This is a genomic window from Shewanella maritima, from assembly GCF_043643735.1.
GTDB classification, from domain to species: Bacteria; Pseudomonadota; Gammaproteobacteria; order Enterobacterales; family Shewanellaceae; genus Shewanella; species Shewanella maritima_A.
Genome location: NZ_JBHZSM010000004.1, coordinates 245058 through 268354, shown reverse-complemented (window position 1 = coordinate 268354; position 23297 = coordinate 245058). Strand labels below are relative to the sequence as shown.

Here is a 23297-nt window from a genome sequence, read left to right as displayed (position 1 = left end):
TTAATTCAGCAAGTTTGATTTAAGTGCCTATAGAAGAACTCAGCTGAGTAATAATGTCAATTGAATATTTTAATATGAATGAATTTTTTTGGTGTTTGTTGAAATCAATACATGTTTGCTGATTTTTAACACAGGTTATGCTGAAATATTCATCAAAAACAAAAATATATTTTTTAACATAACCCTTTATAAGCTGAGTACAGTACAATGTGAATATGATGACACAAAGCTTACTGGCTGACCTGCACAGCCATACAACTGCTTCTGATGGTGTATTAACCCCAGAGCAATTAGTGGCTAGAGCACTGGAAAAGCAAGTACAGATGTTGGCCATTACTGACCACGATACTGTTGCTGGTATTGCCGCTGCACGTGCTTATAACGCACAGCAAGCAGAGCCATTAACGTTGGTCAATGGTGTTGAAATTTCAACACAATGGCACAGTTACGATATTCATATTGTTGGGCTAAATTTTGATACTACCAATGACGCTCTTTTAGCGTTTTTAGCGAATCAAATCAGTTTACGTGATGAGCGGGCTCAAGAAATTGGTCGCCGTTTAGCCAAAGCGGGTATAGAAGGGGCCTATGATGGTGCTAAAGCCTTTGCTGATGGCGCAGCAATAAGTCGAGGCCACTATGCTAGATGGTTAGCTGACAAAGGTTACGCTAAAGACATGCCGAGTGTGTTTAAACGGTATTTAGCCAGAGGAAAAACCGGTTATGTTCCCAATAATTGGGGCTCGATGGCACAATCGATTGATGTGATACATCAAGCTGGTGGTGTGGCGGTGTTAGCCCATCCAAGCGGCTATAAACTATCAGCAAAATGGCTTAAACGACTGGTAAGAGAGTTTGCCGAAGCCGGTGGTGATGCTATGGAAGTGGTATTAGGTCAACAAACCATAGAGGATCGCAATAACTTAATTGCATTAAGTCATCTAAATAATTTATTAGGTTCAATAGGGAGTGACTTTCACTTCCCGAGTAATTGGATTGAACTGGGCAAAAATTTGTATCAACCCCAAGGTGTGACTTGGGTTTGGCAATCAGCATCTTGGACGGAACTACGATGAGTCAATTTTTTTATATTCATGATGAGAATCCACAAGCACGTTTGGTTAATCAGGCGGTGAATATTCTCAAACAGGGTGGGGTCATTGTTTATCCTACTGATTCTGGTTATGCACTAGGCTGCATGATTGGTGATAAAAGCTCGATGGAACGCATGGTGCGTATCCGTAAAATTGAAAACGATCATAACTTCTCTTTAATGTGCCGTGATTTATCTGAACTGGCTAATTTCGCACGCGTTGATAACCAGGCTTATCGTTTATTAAAGAGCTGCACTCCTGGTCCTTACACGTTTATTTTTAAAGCCAGTAAAGAAGTGCCACGCCGTTTACAAAACGACAAAAAGCGCACGATTGGTATCCGAGTTCCGAATAACTTGATTGCCTTGGCATTACTTGAAGCGCTTGGTGAGCCGATGATGTCTACCAGTTTAGTGATGCCAGATGAAGAGTTTGCCGAGTCAGATCCTGAACACATTCGTGATTTGCTAGAGCATCAAGTGGACGCAATTGTACACGGTGGATACCTTGCTGAGAAGCAAACTACTGTCATTGATATGTCCGATGGCGACATTGAAGTATTGCGTCATGGCGCAGGCGATAGCAGCGCGTTTGAGTAAAAGGTTAAGTTAAACTGGGAATATTTGGCATAGTCATGCAAGGTCAATAGTCATGCAAGGTCAACAGCAAAGTCTGCCATTAGCAATTGTCAGAGGTAAAGCGATGTCAGCTTTACCGGATGACCTTTTTATCCCACCAGAAGCACTAGAGGTTTTCTTAGAAGCTTTTGAGGGGCCGTTAGATTTACTGCTGTATTTGATCCGAAAGCAAAAGCTTGAAGTTGTCGATTTATCTATCCATCAAATCACTGAACAATATCTCACTTACATCAATATTCTCACACAAGCGCGAATTGAGCTTGCGGCTGATTATCTTGTGATGGCCGCAACCTTGGCTGAAATTAAATCTCGCCTGTTATTACCAAAATTACACTCAGATACTGCTGAGGAAGAAGATCCTCGAGCGTTGCTTATCAAGCAATTAAAAGCCTATGAAGTTATCAAGCAAGCGGCGCAGGATATTGATGACTTGCCTCGTATGCAGCGGGATGTATTTCAAGCACAGGCAGTGCCAGATAAAGGCATTAAACCTCAGGTGATATCGCCTGATGTCAGTTTAGTAGAACTTGCTACCGCTTTTGCTGATGTGTTATCTCGTATTGAAGCTAATGAAGAACATCATATTGCCAGAGAGCATCTATCAACTCGTGAGCGAATGAGCCAAATTTTGGCAAGACTAGATAAAGACAACTTTATCGAGTTTGGTCAATTGTTTGAAATAGAAGAGGGTAAAGCTGGGGTTGTAGTGACGTTTATTGCCCTGTTGGAGTTACTTAAATCCAGTTTAGTAGACGTGATGCAGGCTAAGCCTCATGCTCTGATATATGTTAAAGCGAGCGGTTAAATGAGTCAAAATCAAGATAAACAAAGTATTAGTGATATTCAGCTAAAACAGCTCATTGAAGCTAGCCTATTTGTTTTGGCTAAACCGTTGACGATAAAGTTTATCAAAGAAGAAGTGTTAGCCGATTTTACAGTTTCTCGTACTCGTATTCAGTCTGCTGTTAATGCCTTACAGCTAGATTATCAAGACCGAGGTGTACAACTGGTCAAAGTGGCGACGGGTTATCGCTTCCAAACACTTGAATTGCTGAACCCTTGGCTTCAAGGATTATGGAAAGAAAAAGCACCTAAATACTCTAGAGCCGTGCTTGAAACCTTAGCTGTTGTGGCTTACAAGCAACCTGTAACTCGAGGTGATATAGAACAAATCCGTGGCGTAGCAGTGAGTAGTCACATCATGAAGACCTTGTCGGATAGACACTGGATTAAAGCAGTAGGCCATAAAGAAGTGCCAGGTCGCCCAGCTTTGTATGCTACGACTAACAGCTTTTTAGCGTATTTTGGTTTGTCTAAATTGGCTGATTTACCACAATTAAATGATGTTGAATCACTGCATGCGATGTTTGAGAAGGCTAAAGCGGTTCAACAAATGGAGCAAGACAAGCAAGATTCACAAACGGAGTATGATTCAACGGGCGATGATAACACGGCTGATAAAGAAAATGTTGCAGGTGTTGTAACTGAAGAAGGTATTTTAGCTGAACATCCTAACGCCACACAAAAATCTGAAATACATTAACTACCCAAATTAGTACAATCCTTGTGTAAATGTTTTTCCCTCATCATTTCCTAAATAATTTAGCTATTTAGCAACTATAATTATGCATTCACAGACAGTGATTTTGTTACTGGTTTGCATGTTCAATTTTTTATCGAGACTATTTCATGAAATGTTCAGTATTTATTGCCGCGAGTCTAGATGGTTACATTGCCGCGGAAGATGGCAGTGTAGATTGGCTTCATACCTCAGGTAATATTCAAGCTTACATGAGTGACAACCCTGACATGGGCTTCAGTGATTTTATAGCCTCAGTTGATTGCATGATCATGGGGCGTAAATGCATGGAAAAGATAGCCAGTTTTAATTTAACCGATGAACAATGGCCTTATAAAGGCGTTAAAGTATTTGTTTTAAGTCATACGTTAACAGCGCCACCAACGAGCCTTATTGGCAAAGTGAACATGATATCAGGGGATATTCCAGCCATATTAGCGCGGCTCTCTGAGCAAGGTTATCAACATGCTTATATTGATGGTGGCACAACAATTACCGCATTTCTAAATCTACAGCTAATTGACAATTTGGTGTTAACTCAAGTACCCGTAATATTAGGAAAAGGAATACCGCTTTTTGGCGAGTTATCCAATTCGGTAAAGCTTCAACAAGCTAAAGCCACTGCTTTTGCAAATGACTTTGTGCAATTGCATTACTCAGTTGGCTATGACTAATGTTAAATAAAGTGATAAAACAAGGCTTGTGTTAACAAGTTTGTCACTTTTAACCTTAAGTTAACCCAGATATCAGTTTCTAGTTTGAGTAAATGCACATTACGCGTATACTTTAGCCACTTTTAGGGCTTGCTAAGTCAAGCAGCCTTTCCAGATGAATAAGCATGAAGATGCTACGAGTCAGAGCGATTAACGTACTGACAGATAAAAGATTATATAAAGAGTCAACTAATGAGCGAAAAATTGCAGAAAGTCTTGGCCCGTGCAGGCCATGGCTCCCGTCGTGAGATGGAGGCATGGATTGCTGCAGGTCGAGTTAGTATTGACGGTGAAATTGCCAAATTAGGCGATCGCATTGAGTCTGATGCAAAAGTAAGAATTGATGGCAGAGCTGTTTCAGTGAAGTCTGCCGATGATGTGGTGTGCCGTGTTTTAGCCTACCACAAACCTGAAGGTGAAATTTGTTCTCGCAAGGATCCTGAAGGTCGACCAACTGTTTTTGAACGATTACCAAAAGTACGTGATTCACGTTGGGTAGCGGTTGGCCGTTTAGATATCAACACCTCGGGTTTATTGTTATTTACTTCTGATGGTGAGCTAGCCAACCGTTTAATGCACCCTTCACATGAAGTTGAGCGTGAGTATGCTGTAAGAACCTTTGGTGAAGTCCCAGAGGCTGCAGTACAGCGTTTACGTAATGGTGTAACCCTAGAAGATGGCCCTGCCAACTTCGATAGCGTAAAGCCTGCTGGTGGTGAAGGTATTAATCAATGGTGGCATGTTACATTACGCGAAGGACGTAACCGCGAAGTTCGTCGTTTATGGGAATCGCAAGAAGTGCAGGTAAGTCGTCTTATCCGTGTAAGGTATGGCATGATTGAACTTCCGAAATCCCTACCTCGTGGTGGTTGGACTGAGCTAACAATGGAGCAAGTTAACTATTTACGTCAACTTGCAGGCTTAGATCTTGAAACGCGCTCGTTCTTGGGTACAGATAAACATTCTGTTTCTCGCTCGAAAGTGAAAAGCGCTAAAATTCGTCGTGCAGTCCGTAAGCACAAAGTGACTGGCAGTAAGCCAAAGCCTTCACGCAGAAGAAGCTGATAACTTCTTATTAAATGATTAAGCCGCTAATTAGCGGCTTTTTTATGTCTAGTGAAGAATTCTTTTGTTTTATTTGCGAAATCAACATGCTGAACTAGGGTTAAATGAGTTGTTTCGTTATGTATAAAGGAGTTGTACATGAAAAAATTCTTGTTGTTATTTTTGGGTCTCGTTTTAATAGGTTGTGCTTCAGCACCATCTTGGGAAGGCATGTCTGAAAGTGATATATCAGCTTGGAAAGCGGCGGGTTTTGATGCCGCTGCTGCTCAACATTGGCGTAAAGGTGGTTTTGAAGTCGATGATGCTCAGGCATGGGCACAATCAAAATTCAGCGTAGAAGCTGCAAAAGAATGGATGGAAGAGAAGTTCTCTGTCGAAGAAGCAACAAACTGGATCAAAGGCGGCTTTGAGTTAGACGAAGCAATTGAAGCAAGGGAAAAGGGCTTAACACCTGTTAAACCATAAGCAAGTTTGGTTTTTGTGGCTTACTTGCAACACGCTTTAATTCTGATTTTTGATAGAAAATGCAGCTATTGGTGCAAAATAATTAAGCTAATAGCTGCTTTTTAATGCAGTTAACAATAAATTTGAAATATTTAGTTGATTGCGATAAAAAAATCAGTAAAGTATGCACTCATTCAACGGCAACAAGCTTGTTAGTTGAAGCAAAATTTAAAAGTAACGATACCAATCTTTGCTTTAAAAGTTTGCCCGAGTGGTGGAATCGGTAGACACAAGGGATTTAAAATCCCTCGCTGAATAAGCGTGCCAGTTCAAGTCTGGCCTCGGGTACCATTATTAAACTCTTCGGAGTGATGGACATAAAATCCTCAACGCAAGTTGGGGATTTTTTGTATCTGCCATTCAAACCGTTATCTATAATTATGAATCCCTCGTGCTCTGTCTGAACAGAAGGCATGCCACTTTGGTTTTAAAGAGTAGTCTGGCCTCGGGTATCATTATTAACCTCTTCAAAGTGACGGTCATGATATCCTCAACGCAAGTCGGGGTGATCTACCATTAATAGTTGTATCTGCCATTCAAACCGTTATCTATAATTATGAATCCCTCGGGCTCTGTCTGAACAGAAAGCATGCCACTTATATTCTACTTGCTTGTTTTGTTTTTAGGCAATTTAGTTTTAGTTTCTACACCCAATCTATTCAACTGATTTATTGCCATATTTTATTAGCTTAGTTAGAGTGCCCAAAGCAATTAAAAGAGGGGACCCAACCATATTGCTACAGACTCATTTATTGTTTCCAGTTGTCACTGTGTTGTCTTCGTTTGTGTAATACAGTATTTACGTTGTTCAGTGTTTAGAATTGGTACTTCACTTTTAAGCTAAAGGATATGGTTAATTATGTCAGTGCATTTTTGGAAATTCTGTTGTCTTCTTATATTAGTATTTATGTCCCATGCTCACGCATCCTCAGAACGGTTAGATTTTGAATCACATGGTTTTGTTGGACAATATACTCCTTCAAGTGTTAACAGTAACAAAGTGCCTGTTTTAGTGCTGGGTGGCTCTGAAGGGGGCGTACCAAATAAGTTGGCTCAGGTTTCTATTGATGCTGGTTTTCCTACACTCGCACTTGCTTACTTTAACAGTGAAGGTTTACCACATGAGCTAGAAAATATACCTGTTGAATATATTGATACCGCGATTAATTGGTTGTTGGCTCAGCCAAACGTACAAACAGATAAGTTAATGGTCGTGGGTTGGTCAAAAGGTGCGGAACTAGCGCTTTTAATCGCATCTCGTGATAGCCGTATTTCACGTGTAGTGGCTATTGCACCCAGTTCGGTCATATGGGCTGGAATATTACAAGATTGGACCAAAGTACCTAATTCAAGTTGGACTGAACATGGCACATCATTACAACATGTCTCATTTAATCCAACTGGGCCAATTAATGGTTTAGTGGATTTATACACTCAGTCACTTGATAACCGTAACGATCAAAGTCGGGCAGATATTCCTGTACAGGATATTGCCGCGCAAGTATTGTTGATGTCGGGAAAACAGGATGAGATTTGGCCAGCAACACGAATGGCTGAGCAAATTTGTCAGCAAATGAACAGCAATGTAGCAGGACAATGTCAGCACATCAGCTACGATAAACCACATCTACTTGATTATGAGTTTTTAGACTCTAACACTCAAATGAATCAGTCATTAATCAAACACCTCAATTTATAAGTTGTTTAATCAACCACATAGCCTTGGTACGACACGCTAATCTAAAGCTATGTGGGCGATTGATTAAGGGTTAAGGACAGTCTTTAACTTCGGCGCAGCTTTAAAACTGGGCTGATTAAAACCTGCTATCTCGATTGTTTCACCGGTTTGTGGATTTCGACCTTGTTTGGCTAAATGGTAACGTAACTCAAACGTCCCAAACTGTGGTATATAGACTTTCTCCCCCTCAGTCAGTGCTTGATGAATTGTCGATAGAATGACAGATAGTTGGTCATGGGCATGTTTTTTAGAGATGTCCACCTGTGTTGCCATGGAGGCTGAAAGTTGCTGTTTATTCATCACAAAAATATGTGTTTATGTGTGTTTGGCTGATTTATACCAAGGTTTACTGCCTAAAAGTAGGGAAGGTGAAGTGTTATTCATCTGAAGGCAGCTTAACTGATTAAATTTATAACTGTTTGTTGAATTAGCAGACTATTTAAAATGTGCAAAAGATAGCTATAACTTGTCACACTAAGGTATGAAGCTAGCTTGTGTCATCTGAGTGTCACACCTAAATCAGATATATTTGCCATACTCTATGTATGCTTAGACTGAATATTTGTTGTGACATTCATGCTTGCTGGGCTGTTTCTGTTTTACAAACCTCAAGCCGCCTCGGTACCTTCTTCCTCGGTATCATCTTTTGCTGTGCGTTACTTTGTGTTCCAAGGGCTCATGCTAGCCAATTGAATATTGCGGCACAAAAAAGTTTAACCGAGCAGCTTCAATTGCTCTCTTTGGCTACACCAACGATGAAATGGCGTAAATACCTAGATGTGATGCAAACAGGCTCTCAAGCTGAGCAATTGGAGTATATGGATGAAATACAGACTCAAATTGCTCAATACTGGCTAAGTCAGCATGTCAGTTTGCCTTATCACCAATTAGACGCCGATGGATTACCCCAATCAAGAGTCTTTGCGTTAGAACCTAATTCGGTAGACTATCTTGCTATCACAAATAATATTAGAAGGTTACTTTGGCTACAGCAACACTATGAATGGCCTGCTATTCAACCCGGAGGCTTATTAAGGTTAAATGATGACCATCGCTCCATTCCTTTTATTGCAGAACGTTTATATCGGCTAGGTGACATGGCCGAACCTTGGCCTGAACTTCATAGACAATTTAATGATCAACTATATGATGCAGTCTTACAATTCCAGCAACGGCACGGTTTAAAATCTGATGGTGTTATTGGGCCTCAAACCTTGCATTGGCTAAATACAACCCCCTATCAAAGGGCACAATATTTAGCTCAAAGTTTTGTCGATAAAACTATTTACTTAGCCACTATTGAACCCAGTTACTTATTGGTAAACATCCCCGAATACAAAATGATGCTTGTAGACAATAATCAGCTGGTGATGACCTCAAAAGTCATTGTCGGTAGGGCATATAGGCAAACCCCCGTATTTAAAGGAAGTATTTCTAATATTGTCATCAACCCAACTTGGACAGTGCCGCGTAAGCTAATGCGCCGAGATGTGTTACCTAAAATTCATCAGGATGGTCATTACTTAGCTGAGCAGCAATTTGATGTTTTTGACGAGCAAGGGGCGAAAGTTGAATATGAGCCACTGCAGTGGCAACAACTCGCTGCTGGCCGTTTCCCTTACCGTTTGGTTCAGAGACCTGGCAAACATAATGCTTTGGGGCGCTATAAAATACATTTTAAAAATGATTTAAATGTGTATTTACACGACACGCCAGACAAACAACTTTTTGACGAAGCTAAACGAGATTTATCATCAGGCTGTGTGCGCATAGAAAAAATTGATCAACTGGCTCAATGGTTTGCAAACAACCTAGTGAAAGACCAACGCACGTGGATTAAGCTTCAAGATGATTATCAAACCACTCAATGGTTTTCGTTGAAGAAACACTTACCTGTGCATTTTGTGTATTGGCCAGCATGGGTCAATGAGCAATTTGTTGCCCAATATAGAGATGACATTTATCATCGTTTTGCTGATACTTCCCCCGAGTCTATGTTGAGCCTCAACCGCCCATAATCACTTATCTTGTCACATTTACATTGCTTTTATTTACCATAAAATTGGAATGGAAATTCGCTTAGTCGTTTGTCACTACATTTTGTTATTGATGTGTAACCTCTATTAGGAAGTTATGTGATCAATTTCAAATAGATGGCTTTTATTAATTGTTGAGCTCATCATAGTCTTTTTAGATTTAACCTGTTAAAAATACGTACAAAATCTGTGAAAGTGTTAATTATAGCTAGCTATAGGGGATTTTTTAAACTTGCATTTATTCGCATTTACCTTTAATTTGCTGCTCAATCGATTAAAAAAGCAGCAATTCCGGAGCGTGAATGTCAGTTGAGTGTGTAAGTCGTAGACAAATGTTGTTTGGCATTGGTGGGGCCGCTTTGGTGACTATGTTACCTAAACCAGCAGTTGCAAGTCGTTCAACTGTTGGTGCTAAGCAATTAAGTTTTTATAACCGTCATACTGGCGAAAGGTTCAAAGGTGATTTTTGGGTTGATGGCCAATATCAAGCCGATATTATTACTGAATTTAATCACTTGTTGCGTGATCACAGGCAAAATGTAGCAGCGCCAATGGACAAGCGATTATTTGAATATTTATATACATTACAATCTCAATTGCAAACTGACAAAGAGATCCATGTTATTTCGGGTTATCGTTCTCCCCATACAAACCAGATGTTAGCATCTCGTAGTAACGGTGTGGCAAAGAAAAGTTATCATATGAAAGGGATGGCGATGGATATCGCTATACCTGGAGTAAATCTAGCCGATGTTCGTCAAGCCGCATTATCACTCAAACTAGGTGGAGTGGGTTATTATCCACGCTCAGGCTTTGTTCATGTGGACTCGGGGCCAGTGAGGTCTTGGTAATTAATCTCTTGTGACGTGAGTGTAGCTATGTTAGTATTCGCGCGCTTTATTTGAGTCATTCACATAACGGATGTTGGTCGAAAACAAACGTTATCACTGATGGCAATTTATTATTTTCTATATAAGTGAGTTAATCATGTCTTACACTATTAATGCAGAAGCACGTTCTGAAATCGGGAAAGGTTCGAGCCGCCGCCTACGTCACGAAGGTAAACTTCCTGCAGTAATCTACGGTCCAGGTAAAGAGCCTGTATCTATCACTTTACTTCACAAAGATATCATCAACATTCAATTGAATGATGAGTTCTACACGACTGACCTAACTATCGTGTTAGAAGGTAAAGAAATCAAAGTTCGCACTCAAGCTATCCAACGTCACTCGTTCAAGCCTATGGTTGAACACATTGACTTCAAATATGCTTAATTAGCTGTTTGCGAAAAAAGCGCCTATATGGCGCTTTTTTTATGACTTAATTTTCACTTTTGAGCTATCAATTAACCGCTATTCGATGTCATAACTGTAATAAATATCGAGTGACTGACTGATTGCACCTGTGACACTTTCAAGATATAGCTGTGACATTAGATAGTATCTGACCGTCATTTCATAGCCTGGATTAAATACACCAATACCATACTTGATCATCAAATCGTCACCAATATAACCACTGACAGCAACACGGCCATCATCATTGGCATCAAGCTGTACGTTGGAAAAACCAATTCTCTCAATTAAGCTAGCCGCCGTATTCCCAATATTATTAATGGCACCGCCACCGAGTTGCGTACCTAAGCTAAATGCTGCACTCATCATCATGGCATTACTCTGGTCGCTATCTGCGTTGGTAAAGCCTTTACCCGTTAAAATATACGATAAGACTTCAGCGTGCTCTTTTACTGGATTTGAAAAAATAGTTACTTCGGGTTGTATCGTGGTTCCTGTGACTCTAACACCTGCAGTTAGATCTTCTTCTTTAATTTCTTTTGTTGCTTCAATATCTAGGTTGGCTACTTCTATGGGACCGGTAAACTGCAGTTCACCCTTATCAATCGTCAAGGTTTGGCCCATAAATTTATAGCTACCGTTGGTTACCCGAATGTCACCAAATAATAAGGGAGGCTGACCAGCACTATCGTTCAGGTTGAGCGTACCGACGAGCTGACCTTGTAAGCCCATACCATCTACATTGAGATTATTTCCAACGTTGATACTTAATTGTGAGTTCACTTCATATGGGTTTTGCGTTTGTTGGTGTGCTGAAATGGAGTCATCAAATACAACATCGTCTGATAATGGTACGCCATTCTCTGGTAATTGTACGATTGTAATTTCGCCAGATGGGACACTGATTTCACCTGTAATGTCCAGTTTGTTTGTATCAAAAACCAATGTAATATCGGGCGAAACATCAAGAATGGCGAGAGGAGGCTGAATAATTGCCAGCTTCTCTCCGGTAATCTTTACATTTCCTGCAAATTTGCCCTGAGGCCAATACAGGTCTCCTTGACTTATCGCTTTACCATCACCCATCTGCCAGTTTGCATCAAATTGTCCCTGATGACCATGTAAGATTAGCTCTAAGTTTAATTCATCAATGAGTGTAGGGTTTGCAGCTAATGCCATTGCGCCATGGTTTATCAATAATTTACCGGTTGCACTTGGATCATTCAAATAACCACCTAAAATGAGATCCGCTGACACATCACCTTGCAATGTAGAAAATTGTGGGAAGAAACTACCGAAACTTTGCAGGTTCATATTGCCAATATTGAATTTCCCCGAAAGTGCTTTCTCAGGGGTGATATCAATAGCAAACTGACTATTGATATTGGCGATACTGTCTGATTCGAAAAGCAACTCACCCTTCAACTGAGTTTCATCTAGCTGGCTATTCATTAATAATGTTTGGTATTCAAATATCAATGCTTCTTGCTGTTTTCGAAGTAGCTGTATATGTCCTGATTCAAGTTCAAGTTCTAAGTCGACTATTGGTTTTTGTTGTGGTTGCCACATCACATCTGTGAGCAATGAAATACCGCTGTCTATAGTGATATTGTCAGGTAAAATCGGTTGCAATATTTGCCCAAGTTGGCCTTTGAGTGACAACTGTGCTTGTCCAGAACTGCCGATGTCAGTGTTATCATTCAGACAAAGCTGGCTTTGACGGTGAACGAGGCAAAATGGTTGTACTTTGCCTTGCTGGGTCTGGTTATCCCAAGATGCAATAATCGTTGAGTCTAAACGCCACAGCCCAAGTAAGTGGTCGACATCTAGCTGATTAATTTGTGCATCAATGGTTTGTTTTTCGAAGTTTGTTTGACTATCAATTTGGCTAGCTAAATTAAAATCGCCTATCGAGTTTATACTTAATTCTTGTTGAAGCTGGTCGCCATTAGCATTGAGCTCGACATCCTTAAAGTCTAAGTTGGCAATATAACTATTAACAGCATCTAAATGCAGGTTAAAACGATGCTCTCTCGTCGGTTTGTAATCACCGACAAGGTTTAAACGTTCAATTTTAATGTCTTGATAACTCACATTTTCAACTAGCGTGATCAAGTCAATGTCGGGTTCTTGGCTATTACCCGTTACATCTACAACACTGTATATTTTACCTTCTGCACCAGCGAGCCACATGCCCAAATCTGGAACCGATAATTCTGCATCCAGATCCCAGTTATTATCAGTTGTGCCATTTAAGGTAAGCGAGGCACCAAGCATGTTAGCTTGAAGATCTGTTGCATTGATAGCTAGTTTTTCATTGATACTCACTTGTCCTACAACATTTAATTGCTGACCATTTAATTCCCCATCTAAATCAGCATGGTCGACGGCCACTTGCCACTGATTGTCTCGATAATAGCCATGACTTGATAACTCGCCATTAATTTCACTACTTAGTACCTGATACTGTTCTAAACTTGGGATTTGCTGGAGTTGTAGTAACCAAGTTTGTACTTGAACTTGCCATTCAATACCATGTTGATAATTCAGCGAGCCATTGGCGTGAATTTTTCCTGCCGTGGAGTCTATTTCTAGTTTAGAAAACGTTAATGATTCTTCTTGGTGTACCCCCTTGCTGTTTATCGACAACCTTGGTTGAAAAGGGCTTTCAAAGTGTGTATTGAGTTCAAAATGTTGCTGTTGCAGATTACCTTCACTGACTAACTCGGTGATATCGGCAAAATACTCAGGTTCGGTTAAAGGCCAATATAATCGACTGTTTTTGATATTAGCTTTATAGGGCAATGACGGATTTGCAAGATTAATGGTGCCAATTAACGTTAAAGATAAATCGCCACTGATTGATGATTCGACTTCAAGATGACTAAAACCATGTTTAAGCGTCAGTTCGATTTGCTGGTCAACAAACCCTTCAACTTCATCGATATGGTTAACATCTGCATGCAATGAAATATCCATTGGATAATCATCATCGAGGTCTATGTTTCCGATTAATTTAACTTTGCCATAGTCATGGGCGAAATCGAGCTTGCTAAGACTGATTTGGCTGCCAATATAGCTGCCTTGTATATGAATATATTCAAACTTGTCAGTACGTTGCCCTAAGGTAAGTTGATTGTTTGTTGTGTTAAGTGACTTTACAAATAGTGGAAAGGGCATTGCTGCTTTAGGCAGGTTAGCCATTGCCCAGTCTGGAAATTGATTATCTGCACTTTTTGTTGTTTGCTTGTCTGTTTTTAGGCCACTTGGTTTCGATTCATTTGAATTTGTTTCTATTTTCTTAGAAACGGCCGCAGTGGATACTTCTGTGTCAGCATCTTTATCAGTGGCTGAATCTGTGTCTGATAAAGGGATATTTGCAAATAAACCTGTTGCTGTGAGGTATTCTACCTGTAGCCCTGGTTCATTCCAGATAGCGCTACCTGTTATATTGTCGGCGCCGTAATTCATGTCATCGACAATCACATTGATTTGGTTGAGTGACGTTTGTGTCAAGCTAATATCAAAGGGTAAGCGCAATATATCGCTATCTGTTAGTTCAATACTTTCAATGTCTAACGCTTTTTCTGGTAGAGAATCAACATCCTCATCAAACTCATCAGTATAAATAGCCACAAAGACACGGCTGGCATTCAGTTGATTGACGCAAAGCTGTTTGTAGAGCCAACAAACTGGGTTCCAATCAAGATGCAAGTCATCAACCTCAACTGCAACGCCATTCATCTGCCAACTTGCGTGATTAAGCTGTAACTGCTTATTAAGAGAGCCTGAATGGTAATCAAGACTGAGATCAGGCACGAATTTGTCAGCCAGATATACACTCACATGAGTCCCAAATGGGGTGCTGATGAGCAGAGCAGATAACACTAACAATATTAGTGGTACATATAGCAGAGTGCGAGTGGTCCACTTAGCCCCTTTTAGCCCCTTTTTGAGCAACGTTATTAAGCGGGTGGGTTGTGTGGGGCATTGTGCTGGTGCAGGAGACGTATTCATAGCTCAGTCCCCATCGTTAAGTGGATGCGCCATGAGCGTGCAACTGTTTCTGTTTCTTTTAAACCGACACCGACATCAAATTTTATTGGGCCAATTGGAGAGATCCAATGTACTCCACCACCTGCAGATACCACAGGTTCGAATTGATTATTATCAAATGCATTACCTGCATCAACGAAGGTGGCAACGCGCCATGTTGGCGTGAGATAATATTGATACTCTAAGCTTCCAATAGCCAGATAGCGTCCACCGACGACTTCACGTATAAGCTGATCATCAGAATCAGTATATTCAATATAGGGGCCTAATTCGTTATATGAATACCCCCTAATAGTTTGATCACCGCCAGCAAAATAGCGAAGTGAAGGCGGAACTTGAGCTAAGTCTTCATCGGCAACCACATTGGCACCTAAGTCAAGACGCGCCACAAACCTATGGTTATCAAAGAAGGTATCAATCCATTTCCATTGCGCCTGAAAGCGTGTTAATTCAATTTCAGAGCCTAAAGATGGGTTAGCATATTGCACTGAATAGGTTTGTCTGAAACCCGATTTGGGGTCTAAGGTATTATCCCCACGAGTTGTTTTGGTAATACCTGCACCTAAAAGGATAAACCTCGGGTCAAATTCTTGAGATGACTGATCATAGAATTCACGTACCATTTCAACGGTATATCCCCAAAGCCAATTATTATTTGAACGGGTTTGGCGGCTGACACCAAATTGGTAACTGGTAGACTCAAGCTGACCAGTACTACTGTATTTAAGCTCATCTGGCTTATATACCTGTGTTAAACCATATTTATCTCTTATCAAACCAAGTTTAATTTTGAGCTGGTCATCTAATGGATGCGTTAATGGTATCGTGTAAGTTGTTAATAGCTTGGGGCGATCAGGCGACCATTCCGTCGTGGTTTCCTGGAAGTGGCCATAACGGTTTAGTTGTGGTGTACGCCAAGTTAGCCTGACTCTAGGCTCAACGCTGGAGTCTGTGCTATTACCAATATCAACACCTAAACCAACTTCTAAAGAGTGACTGGGACGAGGTGTGAGAGAGACATTAATCGGGACTAAATTATTTTCAATATTCTCAACTTCTGGCAGCACCTTAATGCTTGAAAAATAACCTGAGTCTAGCAGGTTGCGGTTGAGTGCATTAAGTGGCTGAGTAGCATAAGGTGCACCGTCATCAAATGGGACAAGTGCCGTTAAAATATTGTCGTTTAAATCATGCCCTTCAAACGTCACTTGACCAAATTGATATCGCTTACCTGAGTGAAAGTGTAGGTTGATTTGTGCGGTATTGGTATCACGATTGACTCTAATTTCTGATTTAGTAAATTGGCCGTCAAAATAACCCCTTGCCAGCGATAAAGTGAGGAGTTGGTTTTTTACCTTATCGTACTCACCATGATTAAGTGTTTGTCCTGGCGTTAATGATATGGTGCTCAACCAGCGTTCAAAACTGTCATCATTTAGCATCTCACCATCAAATTGGATATCTACCCATTGCAAGATAACGGGATCACCAGGGGTAATATCAATTGTTAGACGCCAAGGTTTTCCACTCTCTTCAGAGATCTCAGTATTTATCAAACCATGATAGTAACCCATTGATTGTAATGCAGCTTGAACGTTTTCATTAACATTAAATAAGAATGCACGACGTTCAACTGCTGTGGTAGGCTGAGTACCGAGATGTGCTCGGACATTATTTTCTAGTTGCTCAGTCACGCCTTTAACATTGATTGTAAGGTTGGGTTTTGCCAATAGAGCAGGGGAGATTATCAGCAGTATTATGCTGATAAGTGCAATTGAAAACGCTTTTAAAACAGAGAAAGACAAATTATGACCGGCAAAAGTTTGATATGAGTATATTGTCGCTAGAAACTCAATAAGTCGCAAGCTAACATCGTGATTAATCGAATTAAAAAAACATTATTTCAAGGACTTGCAAAAATGAATAAATCAATAAAGTGTCTTGGCCTTTCACTGACCATAATGTCAGCAGCATTGACTCCCTTCATGGCACAAGCAAATACAGAAAACCAGCCCTTTGCAATCGCTATTCATGGTGGAGCAGGGACCATTGCGAAGGCAAGTTTGACGCCGCAGCAGCAACAAGCTTACCGTGACAAATTAAAGCAGGCCGTTGATAGTGGTTACCAGGTACTATCTGACGGTGGCGACAGTATTGAAGCCGTTAAAGTGGCGATAAATATTTTAGAAAATAGTCCACTGTTTAATGCTGGTGTTGGCTCGGTATATACATTCGAGGGGGCACATGAGTTAGATGCATCGGTTATGAATGGTCTAACAATGAATGCTGGCGCGGTATCAGGGGTAAAACATATTAAAAACCCTATCGACTTAGCGATTACCGTAATGGATAAGTCACCGCATGTGATGCTGTATGGAATGGGGGCGGAAGAGTTCGCGTTAACTCAAGGTTATAAACTGGTACCTAATCAACATTTCGATACGCCTCATCGATATGAGCAACTCCAAACAGCCAAGAAAAAAATAATCGAAAGTGAATTAAAAGATGGTGATTATCAGGCCTCAGTGGCCAGATTAGATGATGAGTTCAAGTTTGGTACAGTGGGAGCCGTTGCACTTGATAAAAACGGTAATCTTGTCGCGGGTACTTCAACAGGCGGCATGACAGCGAAACGTTATAATCGTATCGGTGACTCTCCTGTTATCGGCGCCGGCACCTATGCAGAAAATGGCGTATGTGCGGTTTCTGCTACGGGCCATGGGGAGTACTTTATTCGCTATCAGGTAGCGGGCGATATTTGTGCCAAAGTGAAGTATCAAAAAAAATCTATTATCCAGGCCTCAGATGAGGTAATAAATCAGCGCCTTATTACTGCAGGCGGAACAGGTGGCGTGATAGCCATTGATCACCGCGGAAATATTGCCACTCCGTTTAATACCGGTGGTATGTACCGCGCTACTCGTAAAAGTGGTGAACAAGCTCAAGTCATGATTTGGCGTGATCAATAGCCACTTTACTCAATGTATCTCGACGTTATGCCATCAAAATGTGATTTTTGATGGCATTAGCGATGACCACAATCGGAATTTATTTATTCCTAATATACCAATCTTGTCTACACTGAATAGTAAAGCACATGGTTTTATGAATATTGCTTTCTAGCCGTTCAGGGTATTAATGCGCTAATGCAGCTGAACCTTGATATTCATATAGCAGTGGCAAGTGCGAAGATGAAACAAGGATAAGGGGACATTATGGATTCAATAAAAATTAGCGAACATATGGATAGACAGCCTGTATTACTCAAATCAGATATGTCGCTGGCGATTGCTGTAGAACTGCTACTTGATAGTAAAAAAGGCGGCGCACCAGTGGTTGGTGATAACGGTGAGTTAGTGGGATTTTTATCACAGCAAGATTGTCTAGCCGTGATGCTTAAAAGCAGTTATCACTGTGATTTAACCAGTACCGTCTCTGATTGTATGAAAACAGATGTACTATCAGTTAAACCTGACGAGAGTATTTTGCAGTTAGCTGAGCAAATGTTAGGTGCAAAACCAAAAATCTATCCAGTAATTAATAATGGCAAGGTACTTGGTACTATTAATCGAACTAACGTGCTAAATGCCATGAATACTTACATGCAGCAGTGTTATTTATCGCCGGCTTAGCGTCTTTTCAACAGAAAAACCATACCAATGTGTGATGTTCCTTGCTAGGATCGCTATTTTGATTATTGGCAAGGGACTCAATCTTGACTTCGGATCTCCACCCTCTCTCTAAATCACACCTCAATCAGTGTTATCAGCTTGATGCTGCTTATATTCGTCGTCGTTTGTTTAGACTAAAGAAAGAACAAAATGCTGAGAAAAAAGCTAAAGAAATGGCCAAGCTTGAGTCTATTGCATTAAAGGCTTTTGCCAAAGCTGCGTTGAGACGTGAGAGTATTCCTAGCATTTCTTATCCAGAAGAGTTACCTGTCTCGCAAAAACGCGACGAAATTGCCGCGGCCATTAGCCAAAACCAGGTCGTGATCGTAGCTGGTGAAACCGGCTCAGGTAAAACCACACAGTTACCAAAAATATGTTTGGAATTAGGCTTGGGTACCCGCGGTATGATTGGTCATACCCAACCTAGACGCCTTGCTGCAAGAAGTGTGGCAAGCCGAGTAGCGGATGAGCTCAATAGCCCACTTGGCGAAGTGGTTGGTTTTAAAGTCAGGTTTGCTGATGCTATCAATGAAGATAGTTACGTTAAACTAATGACTGACGGTATTTTATTAGCTGAACTGACTTCAGATAAATTCCTTAATCAATACGATGCCATTATTATTGATGAGGCGCATGAACGCAGTCTGAACATCGACTTCATTTTGGGGTATTTAAAGCAAGTTCTCCAAAAACGTCCAGATTTAAAAGTGATCATTACCTCAGCAACAATTGATGTTGAGCGCTTCTCTAAGCACTTTAATCAGGCACCAGTGATTGAAGTGTCAGGTAGAACTTATCCTGTTGAAACTCGTTACCGACCACTGGTAAAAGATAATGAAGCCGATCTTGATGTGACCGATGGTATTTTCGCAGCCGTTGATGAGTTAATGGCAGAAGGTCCGGGTGATATTTTAATATTTATGAATGGTGAACGAGAAATTCGTGATACCGCCGATATGCTGCGTAAACAGCAATATCGTGATACTGAAATATTACCGCTTTATGCGCGGCTGTCATACGGTGAGCAATCAAAAGTATTTAAAAGCCATATTGGCAGACGCATTGTATTAGCAACCAACGTTGCTGAAACCTCTTTGACTGTTCCAGGGATTCGTTATGTTATTGACCCTGGTACGGCAAGAATTAGTCGGTATAGTTACCGCACGAAAGTGCAACGATTACCCATTGAACCCATCTCTCAGGCCAGTGCTAACCAACGTCAAGGTCGCTGTGGCCGTGTAGGGGCAGGTATTTGTATTCGTCTTTATGACGAGCAAGACTTTATTCAGAGGCCAGAGTTTACCGACCCTGAAATATTACGGACTAACTTAGCGTCAGTCATTTTACAGATGCTCGCGATTGGCTTAGGTGATATTGGTGCATTTCCATTTATCCAACCGCCTGAACAAAAACATATTCGAGATGGCTTCTTGTTACTGGAAGAACTGCAAGCCGTTAATAATAAGAAAGGGCAGTTACAGCTCACCCAGCTTGGTCGCACATTAGCCAAAATCCCACTCGATCCAAGATTAGCTAGAATGGTCATCGAAGCCCAGAAGCAAGACTGTTTGCATGAAGCGATTGTGGTCACATCAGGTTTATCGATTCAAGATCCCCGAGAGCGTCCAATTGATAAAAAGCAGGCGGCAGATGAATGTCACCGACGATTCAACGATAAAGATTCTGATTTCACCAGTTGGATATTACTGTGGGATCACCTAAAAGATAATAAGCGTGAATTGTCAGCAAGCCAGTTTAGGAAACGTTGTAGAGATGAATATCTCGCTTACTTACGCGTGCGCGAATGGCAAGATTTATACAGTCAGATAAGGCAAGCCGTACATGATTTAAAATGGCGTTTAAATGACAACCCCGCCGATTATGAATCATTGCATAAATCCGTATTGTCAGGGCTACTAAGCCATATTGGTTTTAAAGATAACAATAACGAATATATTGGTGCACGTAATCGAAAGTTCTTTGTCTTCCCAGGATCGCCACTTGCGAAGAAAGGTCCTAAATGGATTATGGCTGCTGAGCTGACGGAAACATCACGTTTATTTGCCCGATGCTGTGCCAAAATCCAACCTCAATGGTTGGAATCCCTGGCTGCTCATTTAATTAAAAAACAACATAATGAGCCTCATTATGAGGCCAAGCCTGCCAGTGTTATCGCATTTGAAAATCAAGTGTTGTTTGGTCTTACAGTCGTTAATCGCCGCCGCATTCAATATGGCCCTATCAACCCGGTTGAAGCGAGAGAGATCTTTATTCGTTCTGCCTTAGCTGAAGGTGAGCTACACACTAAAGAAGCGTTTTTTATCAATAACCAAAAGCTAAAAAATGACATTGAAGATTTGGAGCACAAATCTCGTCGTCGGGATATTTTGGTTGATGAACAAGTGCTAGTGGACTTTTACGAACCGTTAATCCCTGCTGGTATTTATAATGCGCCGCTGTTTTTTAAATGGTGGAAACAAACAAAGCAAAAAACACCAGAGCTATTGAATTTCGATGTAAAAATGCTCATGCAGCGGGATGCAGAGCACATCTCAGCTTTAGATTTCCCAGATGTATGGCACAAAGGCAATTTAGCATTAAAGGTCAGTTACCACTTTGAACCTGGCGCTATTGATGATGGCGTATCAGTACTTATTCCTGTCGGATTATTAAATCAGATAGACAGTATTGATTTTGATTGGTTAGTACCAGGCTTGAGGGAAGAGAAACTTATCGCCTTGATTAAGTCTTTACCTAAGAACCTGCGTCGTAATTTTGTCCCTGCGCCTGATTATGCCCGAGCCTGTTTTCAAGCAATGAAACCATTTGAAATGACCATGCTTGATTCTATGTGTAAACAGCTTTTACGTATGTCGGGGACACGAATTGCAGTAACAGATTTTGATTTAGGGCAGTTAACGCCTCACCTTCATATTAATTTTAAAGTTGAAGATGATCGAGGCAAAATTGTTGACCAAGGCAGAAACTTAGATACATTGCGAGACAAACTACAAGGTGTTGTGGCAAAAGCCATTCGGAATGTCGCTGATGCGGGCATTGAAAAACAACACATCACCCAATGGGACTTTGGTGCATTACCAGCGCAGTTTCAACAGAAAAAGGGCAGTTATGAAGTAAAAGCTTACCCTGCACTGGTTGATAATAAATCAGAAGTTGAGATTAAACTGTTTGATGATGAACATGAAGCTCGTAAACATCATCGAGTAGGGTTATGCCGTCTGCTATTAATCAATATTCCTTCTCCAGTGAAGCATCTTCAGCAAAAATTGCCCAACAAAGCTAAATTGGCGATGTATTTTAATCCATTTGGACAAGTACAGTTCCTCATTGAAGACATCATCAATGCCGCCGTGCAGCAATTGCTCGATGAGAAACAGTTTGATGTGCGTGACCAAGCTCAGTTTGATCAAGCAAAAGATTGGGTGAGACAAGAGTTGAACCCAACAGCTGAAAAGATCTCTTTAGATGTTGAACAAGTACTGACAGTCTATCAGCGTGTTAAGAAGCGTTTGAAAGGAAAGATCAGTCTCGATATTGCTTTTGCTATGAGTGATATTCAAACTCAACTTGATAAACTCGTATATAAAGGCTTTGTGGCAGATTGTGGCTGGAAAAAAGTGGCTGATATTAAGCGCTATTTACTGGCTATTGAGAATCGATTAGACAAGTTACCTGTTGATCCTAATCGAGACAGGTTACACATGCATAGCGTCAATAAAGTACAAGAAGCACTTGAGGCACAAATGGCCAAGGTACCAAAATCGCAACCAATGCCAGAAGTATTAATTGAAGCCAGATGGATGATAGAAGAGTACCGTGTTTCCTGCTTTGCTCAAGTGCTAGGTACTGCATACCCTATTTCAGAAAAGCGGGTGATGAATCAAATCAATAGCGTATAGCTATATTAGTTTCGGTTGTTAACCATAGTCATTGGCTAATTCTTTATCAGCAACGAGTAAAAATATAAAAGCCGATCTCATTTTGAGATCGGCTTTTTGGTGCCAGTGTAAAGCTTGTGACTGTTAAAGTATTGCTCGCCGTTAAGAAATGTTTAACTTAACTACATGTATTCTCGACTAAAATGTTAAGTGAGAAGATAGCGAGTGCATAGTGTTATTTTCGAGTATCTCTGCAACTTGATCTTGATTAATACTGTCTAGTGCCATCAACTCACTGATCAGCTTATCCTGCACATCATAGGGCATCCCCATGCTATCCATAAACATATTAATGCGTGTACTATCACCACTTGCTACGAGATCAACCAACACTCCAGCTTCATATTCAACAACGTTATTCATAATGACTCCCCCAAAATGATAACCAAGGGTCTATTAACATATAGCAGTTTGTGGAACAGGTAAGGTAGATTGTTTGGTTGTAAAAAAATTGTAATCTAGGTATTTAAGATATAAAAACTGTTGCGCACCTTGTAAGACTTTCAGTTTTTATTCAGCTTAAATCTATATTTTTGTACAATATTCATGCGTTTCACAAACGAAACTGAAAGTTTTCTGTAATTCTATGTGAATCTGACATAACTGTTGTTATAATGCACAGCATGAAGAATGTGATTGGTACTCTTCATCTCTGCAAGGTTAACACCACTCGGTAAAGTGATACTACACAGTAAACTTTAACCTAAAAATAAGGTGAACCTGCCCCTACAGCGACCTAACTAAAATTGGAGTCATCATGGAAGTTCATGAATACGAAAGTGCTTACTATCAAGTTAAAGATGATGTTTTAGAGTCATTACCGACTGAAGAAGAGTAAGTTTGTGAATGAGCCATAAGTAACCTTCTGGGTTATTGTGCTCCGAATAAGCATAAAAATAGCAGCCTAGGCTGCTATTTTTATTTGTATTGATATCAAAGCGCAGCTAT

Annotated in this window: 18 protein-coding genes and 1 tRNA gene; 15 read left to right on the top strand and 4 right to left on the bottom strand. The window is 40.6% G+C overall.

What is annotated here, in order from left to right; translation table 11 throughout:
• Nucleotides 1–215: 215 nt before the first annotated feature.
• The 9 genes from rnm to ACHUGF_RS07050 all read left to right on the top strand — a co-directional run bounded on the left by rnm (nucleotide 216) and on the right by ACHUGF_RS07050 (nucleotide 7292).
• Nucleotides 216–1076: an RNase RNM gene (rnm, locus tag ACHUGF_RS07090; RefSeq protein WP_394130084.1), complete on the top strand. Its 861-nt coding sequence runs from the start codon at nucleotides 216–218 to the stop codon at nucleotides 1074–1076.
• Nucleotides 1073–1693, top strand: coding sequence for an L-threonylcarbamoyladenylate synthase (locus tag ACHUGF_RS07085; protein WP_394130083.1), 621 nt, complete (start codon nucleotides 1073–1075; stop codon nucleotides 1691–1693). Before rnm ends, ACHUGF_RS07085 begins: the two co-directional genes overlap by 4 nt.
• Before the next feature lie 52 nt (nucleotides 1694–1745).
• Nucleotides 1746–2537, top strand: coding sequence for a segregation and condensation protein A (locus ACHUGF_RS07080; protein WP_394130082.1), 792 nt, complete (start codon nucleotides 1746–1748; stop codon nucleotides 2535–2537).
• Complete coding sequence (scpB, locus tag ACHUGF_RS07075) at nucleotides 2538–3275, top strand: SMC-Scp complex subunit ScpB (RefSeq protein ID WP_394130081.1); 738 nt, start codon at nucleotides 2538–2540, stop codon at nucleotides 3273–3275.
• A gap of 146 nt (nucleotides 3276–3421) precedes the next feature.
• Complete coding sequence (locus tag ACHUGF_RS07070; RefSeq protein ID WP_394130080.1) at nucleotides 3422–3985, top strand: dihydrofolate reductase family protein; 564 nt, start codon at nucleotides 3422–3424, stop codon at nucleotides 3983–3985.
• A 231-nt stretch (nucleotides 3986–4216) separates the two neighbouring features.
• On the top strand, nucleotides 4217–5089 hold the full coding sequence (gene rluB, locus ACHUGF_RS07065; RefSeq protein WP_394130079.1) for a 23S rRNA pseudouridine(2605) synthase RluB: 873 nt from the start codon (nucleotides 4217–4219) through the stop codon (nucleotides 5087–5089).
• A 138-nt stretch (nucleotides 5090–5227) separates the two neighbouring features.
• Entirely contained in the window at nucleotides 5228–5554 is a 327-nt protein-coding gene (locus tag ACHUGF_RS07060) for a hypothetical protein (RefSeq protein WP_394130078.1), read from the top strand.
• 244 nt (nucleotides 5555–5798) lie between these two features.
• Nucleotides 5799–5884: transfer RNA gene (locus ACHUGF_RS07055), tRNA-Leu, on the top strand.
• A gap of 568 nt (nucleotides 5885–6452) precedes the next feature.
• The gene (locus ACHUGF_RS07050; RefSeq protein WP_394130077.1) at nucleotides 6453–7292 is read left to right on the top strand and encodes an acyl-CoA thioester hydrolase/BAAT C-terminal domain-containing protein; all 840 of its coding nucleotides are present in this window, start codon (nucleotides 6453–6455) and stop codon (nucleotides 7290–7292) included.
• 63 nt (nucleotides 7293–7355) lie between these two features.
• On the opposite strand, the gene ACHUGF_RS07045 is transcribed toward ACHUGF_RS07050, so the two are convergent.
• Complete coding sequence (locus tag ACHUGF_RS07045; RefSeq protein WP_394130076.1) at nucleotides 7356–7631, bottom strand: HU family DNA-binding protein; 276 nt, start codon at nucleotides 7629–7631, stop codon at nucleotides 7356–7358.
• 245 nt (nucleotides 7632–7876) lie between these two features.
• Here ACHUGF_RS07045 and ACHUGF_RS07040 point away from each other — a divergent pair, with 245 nt between their 5' ends.
• From ACHUGF_RS07040 to rplY, 3 genes are all read left to right on the top strand, one after another.
• Complete coding sequence (locus ACHUGF_RS07040) at nucleotides 7877–9349, top strand: L,D-transpeptidase family protein (protein ID WP_394130075.1); 1473 nt, start codon at nucleotides 7877–7879, stop codon at nucleotides 9347–9349.
• A gap of 320 nt (nucleotides 9350–9669) precedes the next feature.
• On the top strand, nucleotides 9670–10218 hold the full coding sequence (locus tag ACHUGF_RS07035) for a peptidoglycan L,D-endopeptidase MepK (protein WP_394130074.1): 549 nt from the start codon (nucleotides 9670–9672) through the stop codon (nucleotides 10216–10218).
• Between the two features lie 136 nt (nucleotides 10219–10354).
• Nucleotides 10355–10642, top strand: coding sequence for a 50S ribosomal protein L25 (rplY, locus tag ACHUGF_RS07030; RefSeq protein ID WP_394130073.1), 288 nt, complete (start codon nucleotides 10355–10357; stop codon nucleotides 10640–10642).
• 78 nt (nucleotides 10643–10720) lie between these two features.
• On the opposite strand, the gene tamB is transcribed toward rplY, so the two are convergent.
• A complete protein-coding gene (tamB, locus tag ACHUGF_RS07025) occupies nucleotides 10721–14680 on the bottom strand; it encodes an autotransporter assembly complex protein TamB (RefSeq protein WP_394130072.1) in 3960 nt (1319 codons plus the stop codon).
• Nucleotides 14677–16524, bottom strand: a complete 1848-nt coding sequence (locus ACHUGF_RS07020; RefSeq protein ID WP_463602280.1) for an autotransporter assembly complex protein TamA — start codon at nucleotides 16522–16524, stop codon at nucleotides 14677–14679. The genes tamB and ACHUGF_RS07020 overlap by 4 nt, the downstream gene beginning before the upstream one ends.
• Before the next feature lie 156 nt (nucleotides 16525–16680).
• On the opposite strand from ACHUGF_RS07020, the gene ACHUGF_RS07015 reads away from it, so the two are divergent.
• The 3 genes from ACHUGF_RS07015 to hrpA all read left to right on the top strand — a co-directional run bounded on the left by ACHUGF_RS07015 (nucleotide 16681) and on the right by hrpA (nucleotide 22310).
• On the top strand, nucleotides 16681–17688 hold the full coding sequence (locus tag ACHUGF_RS07015; RefSeq protein ID WP_394130138.1) for an isoaspartyl peptidase/L-asparaginase family protein: 1008 nt from the start codon (nucleotides 16681–16683) through the stop codon (nucleotides 17686–17688).
• 246 nt (nucleotides 17689–17934) lie between these two features.
• Entirely contained in the window at nucleotides 17935–18351 is a 417-nt protein-coding gene (locus ACHUGF_RS07010) for a CBS domain-containing protein (protein WP_394130071.1), read from the top strand.
• An 83-nt stretch (nucleotides 18352–18434) separates the two neighbouring features.
• A complete protein-coding gene (gene hrpA / locus ACHUGF_RS07005; RefSeq protein ID WP_394130070.1) occupies nucleotides 18435–22310 on the top strand; it encodes an ATP-dependent RNA helicase HrpA in 3876 nt (1291 codons plus the stop codon).
• Between the two features lie 177 nt (nucleotides 22311–22487).
• Here hrpA and ACHUGF_RS07000 read toward each other — a convergent pair whose 3' ends face one another.
• Entirely contained in the window at nucleotides 22488–22712 is a 225-nt protein-coding gene (locus ACHUGF_RS07000) for a hypothetical protein (protein WP_394130069.1), read from the bottom strand.
• Nucleotides 22713–23297 lie beyond the last annotated feature (585 nt).

Coding starts and splice junctions, on each gene's coding strand:
- rnm (WP_394130084.1), top strand. CDS start 216: ATGATGACACAAAGCTTACTGGCTGACCTGCACAGCCATACAACTGCT.
- ACHUGF_RS07085 (WP_394130083.1), top strand. CDS start 1,073: ATGAGTCAATTTTTTTATATTCATGATGAGAATCCACAAGCACGTTTG.
- ACHUGF_RS07080 (WP_394130082.1), top strand. CDS start 1,746: ATGCAAGGTCAACAGCAAAGTCTGCCATTAGCAATTGTCAGAGGTAAA.
- scpB (WP_394130081.1), top strand. CDS start 2,538: ATGAGTCAAAATCAAGATAAACAAAGTATTAGTGATATTCAGCTAAAA.
- ACHUGF_RS07070 (WP_394130080.1), top strand. CDS start 3,422: ATGAAATGTTCAGTATTTATTGCCGCGAGTCTAGATGGTTACATTGCC.
- rluB (WP_394130079.1), top strand. CDS start 4,217: ATGAGCGAAAAATTGCAGAAAGTCTTGGCCCGTGCAGGCCATGGCTCC.
- ACHUGF_RS07060 (WP_394130078.1), top strand. CDS start 5,228: ATGAAAAAATTCTTGTTGTTATTTTTGGGTCTCGTTTTAATAGGTTGT.
- ACHUGF_RS07050 (WP_394130077.1), top strand. CDS start 6,453: ATGTCAGTGCATTTTTGGAAATTCTGTTGTCTTCTTATATTAGTATTT.
- ACHUGF_RS07045 (WP_394130076.1), bottom strand. CDS start 7,631: ATGAATAAACAGCAACTTTCAGCCTCCATGGCAACACAGGTGGACATC.
- ACHUGF_RS07040 (WP_394130075.1), top strand. CDS start 7,877: ATGCTTAGACTGAATATTTGTTGTGACATTCATGCTTGCTGGGCTGTT.
- ACHUGF_RS07035 (WP_394130074.1), top strand. CDS start 9,670: ATGTCAGTTGAGTGTGTAAGTCGTAGACAAATGTTGTTTGGCATTGGT.
- rplY (WP_394130073.1), top strand. CDS start 10,355: ATGTCTTACACTATTAATGCAGAAGCACGTTCTGAAATCGGGAAAGGT.
- tamB (WP_394130072.1), bottom strand. CDS start 14,680: ATGAATACGTCTCCTGCACCAGCACAATGCCCCACACAACCCACCCGC.
- ACHUGF_RS07015 (WP_394130138.1), top strand. CDS start 16,681: ATGTCAGCAGCATTGACTCCCTTCATGGCACAAGCAAATACAGAAAAC.
- ACHUGF_RS07010 (WP_394130071.1), top strand. CDS start 17,935: ATGGATTCAATAAAAATTAGCGAACATATGGATAGACAGCCTGTATTA.
- ACHUGF_RS07000 (WP_394130069.1), bottom strand. CDS start 22,712: ATGAATAACGTTGTTGAATATGAAGCTGGAGTGTTGGTTGATCTCGTA.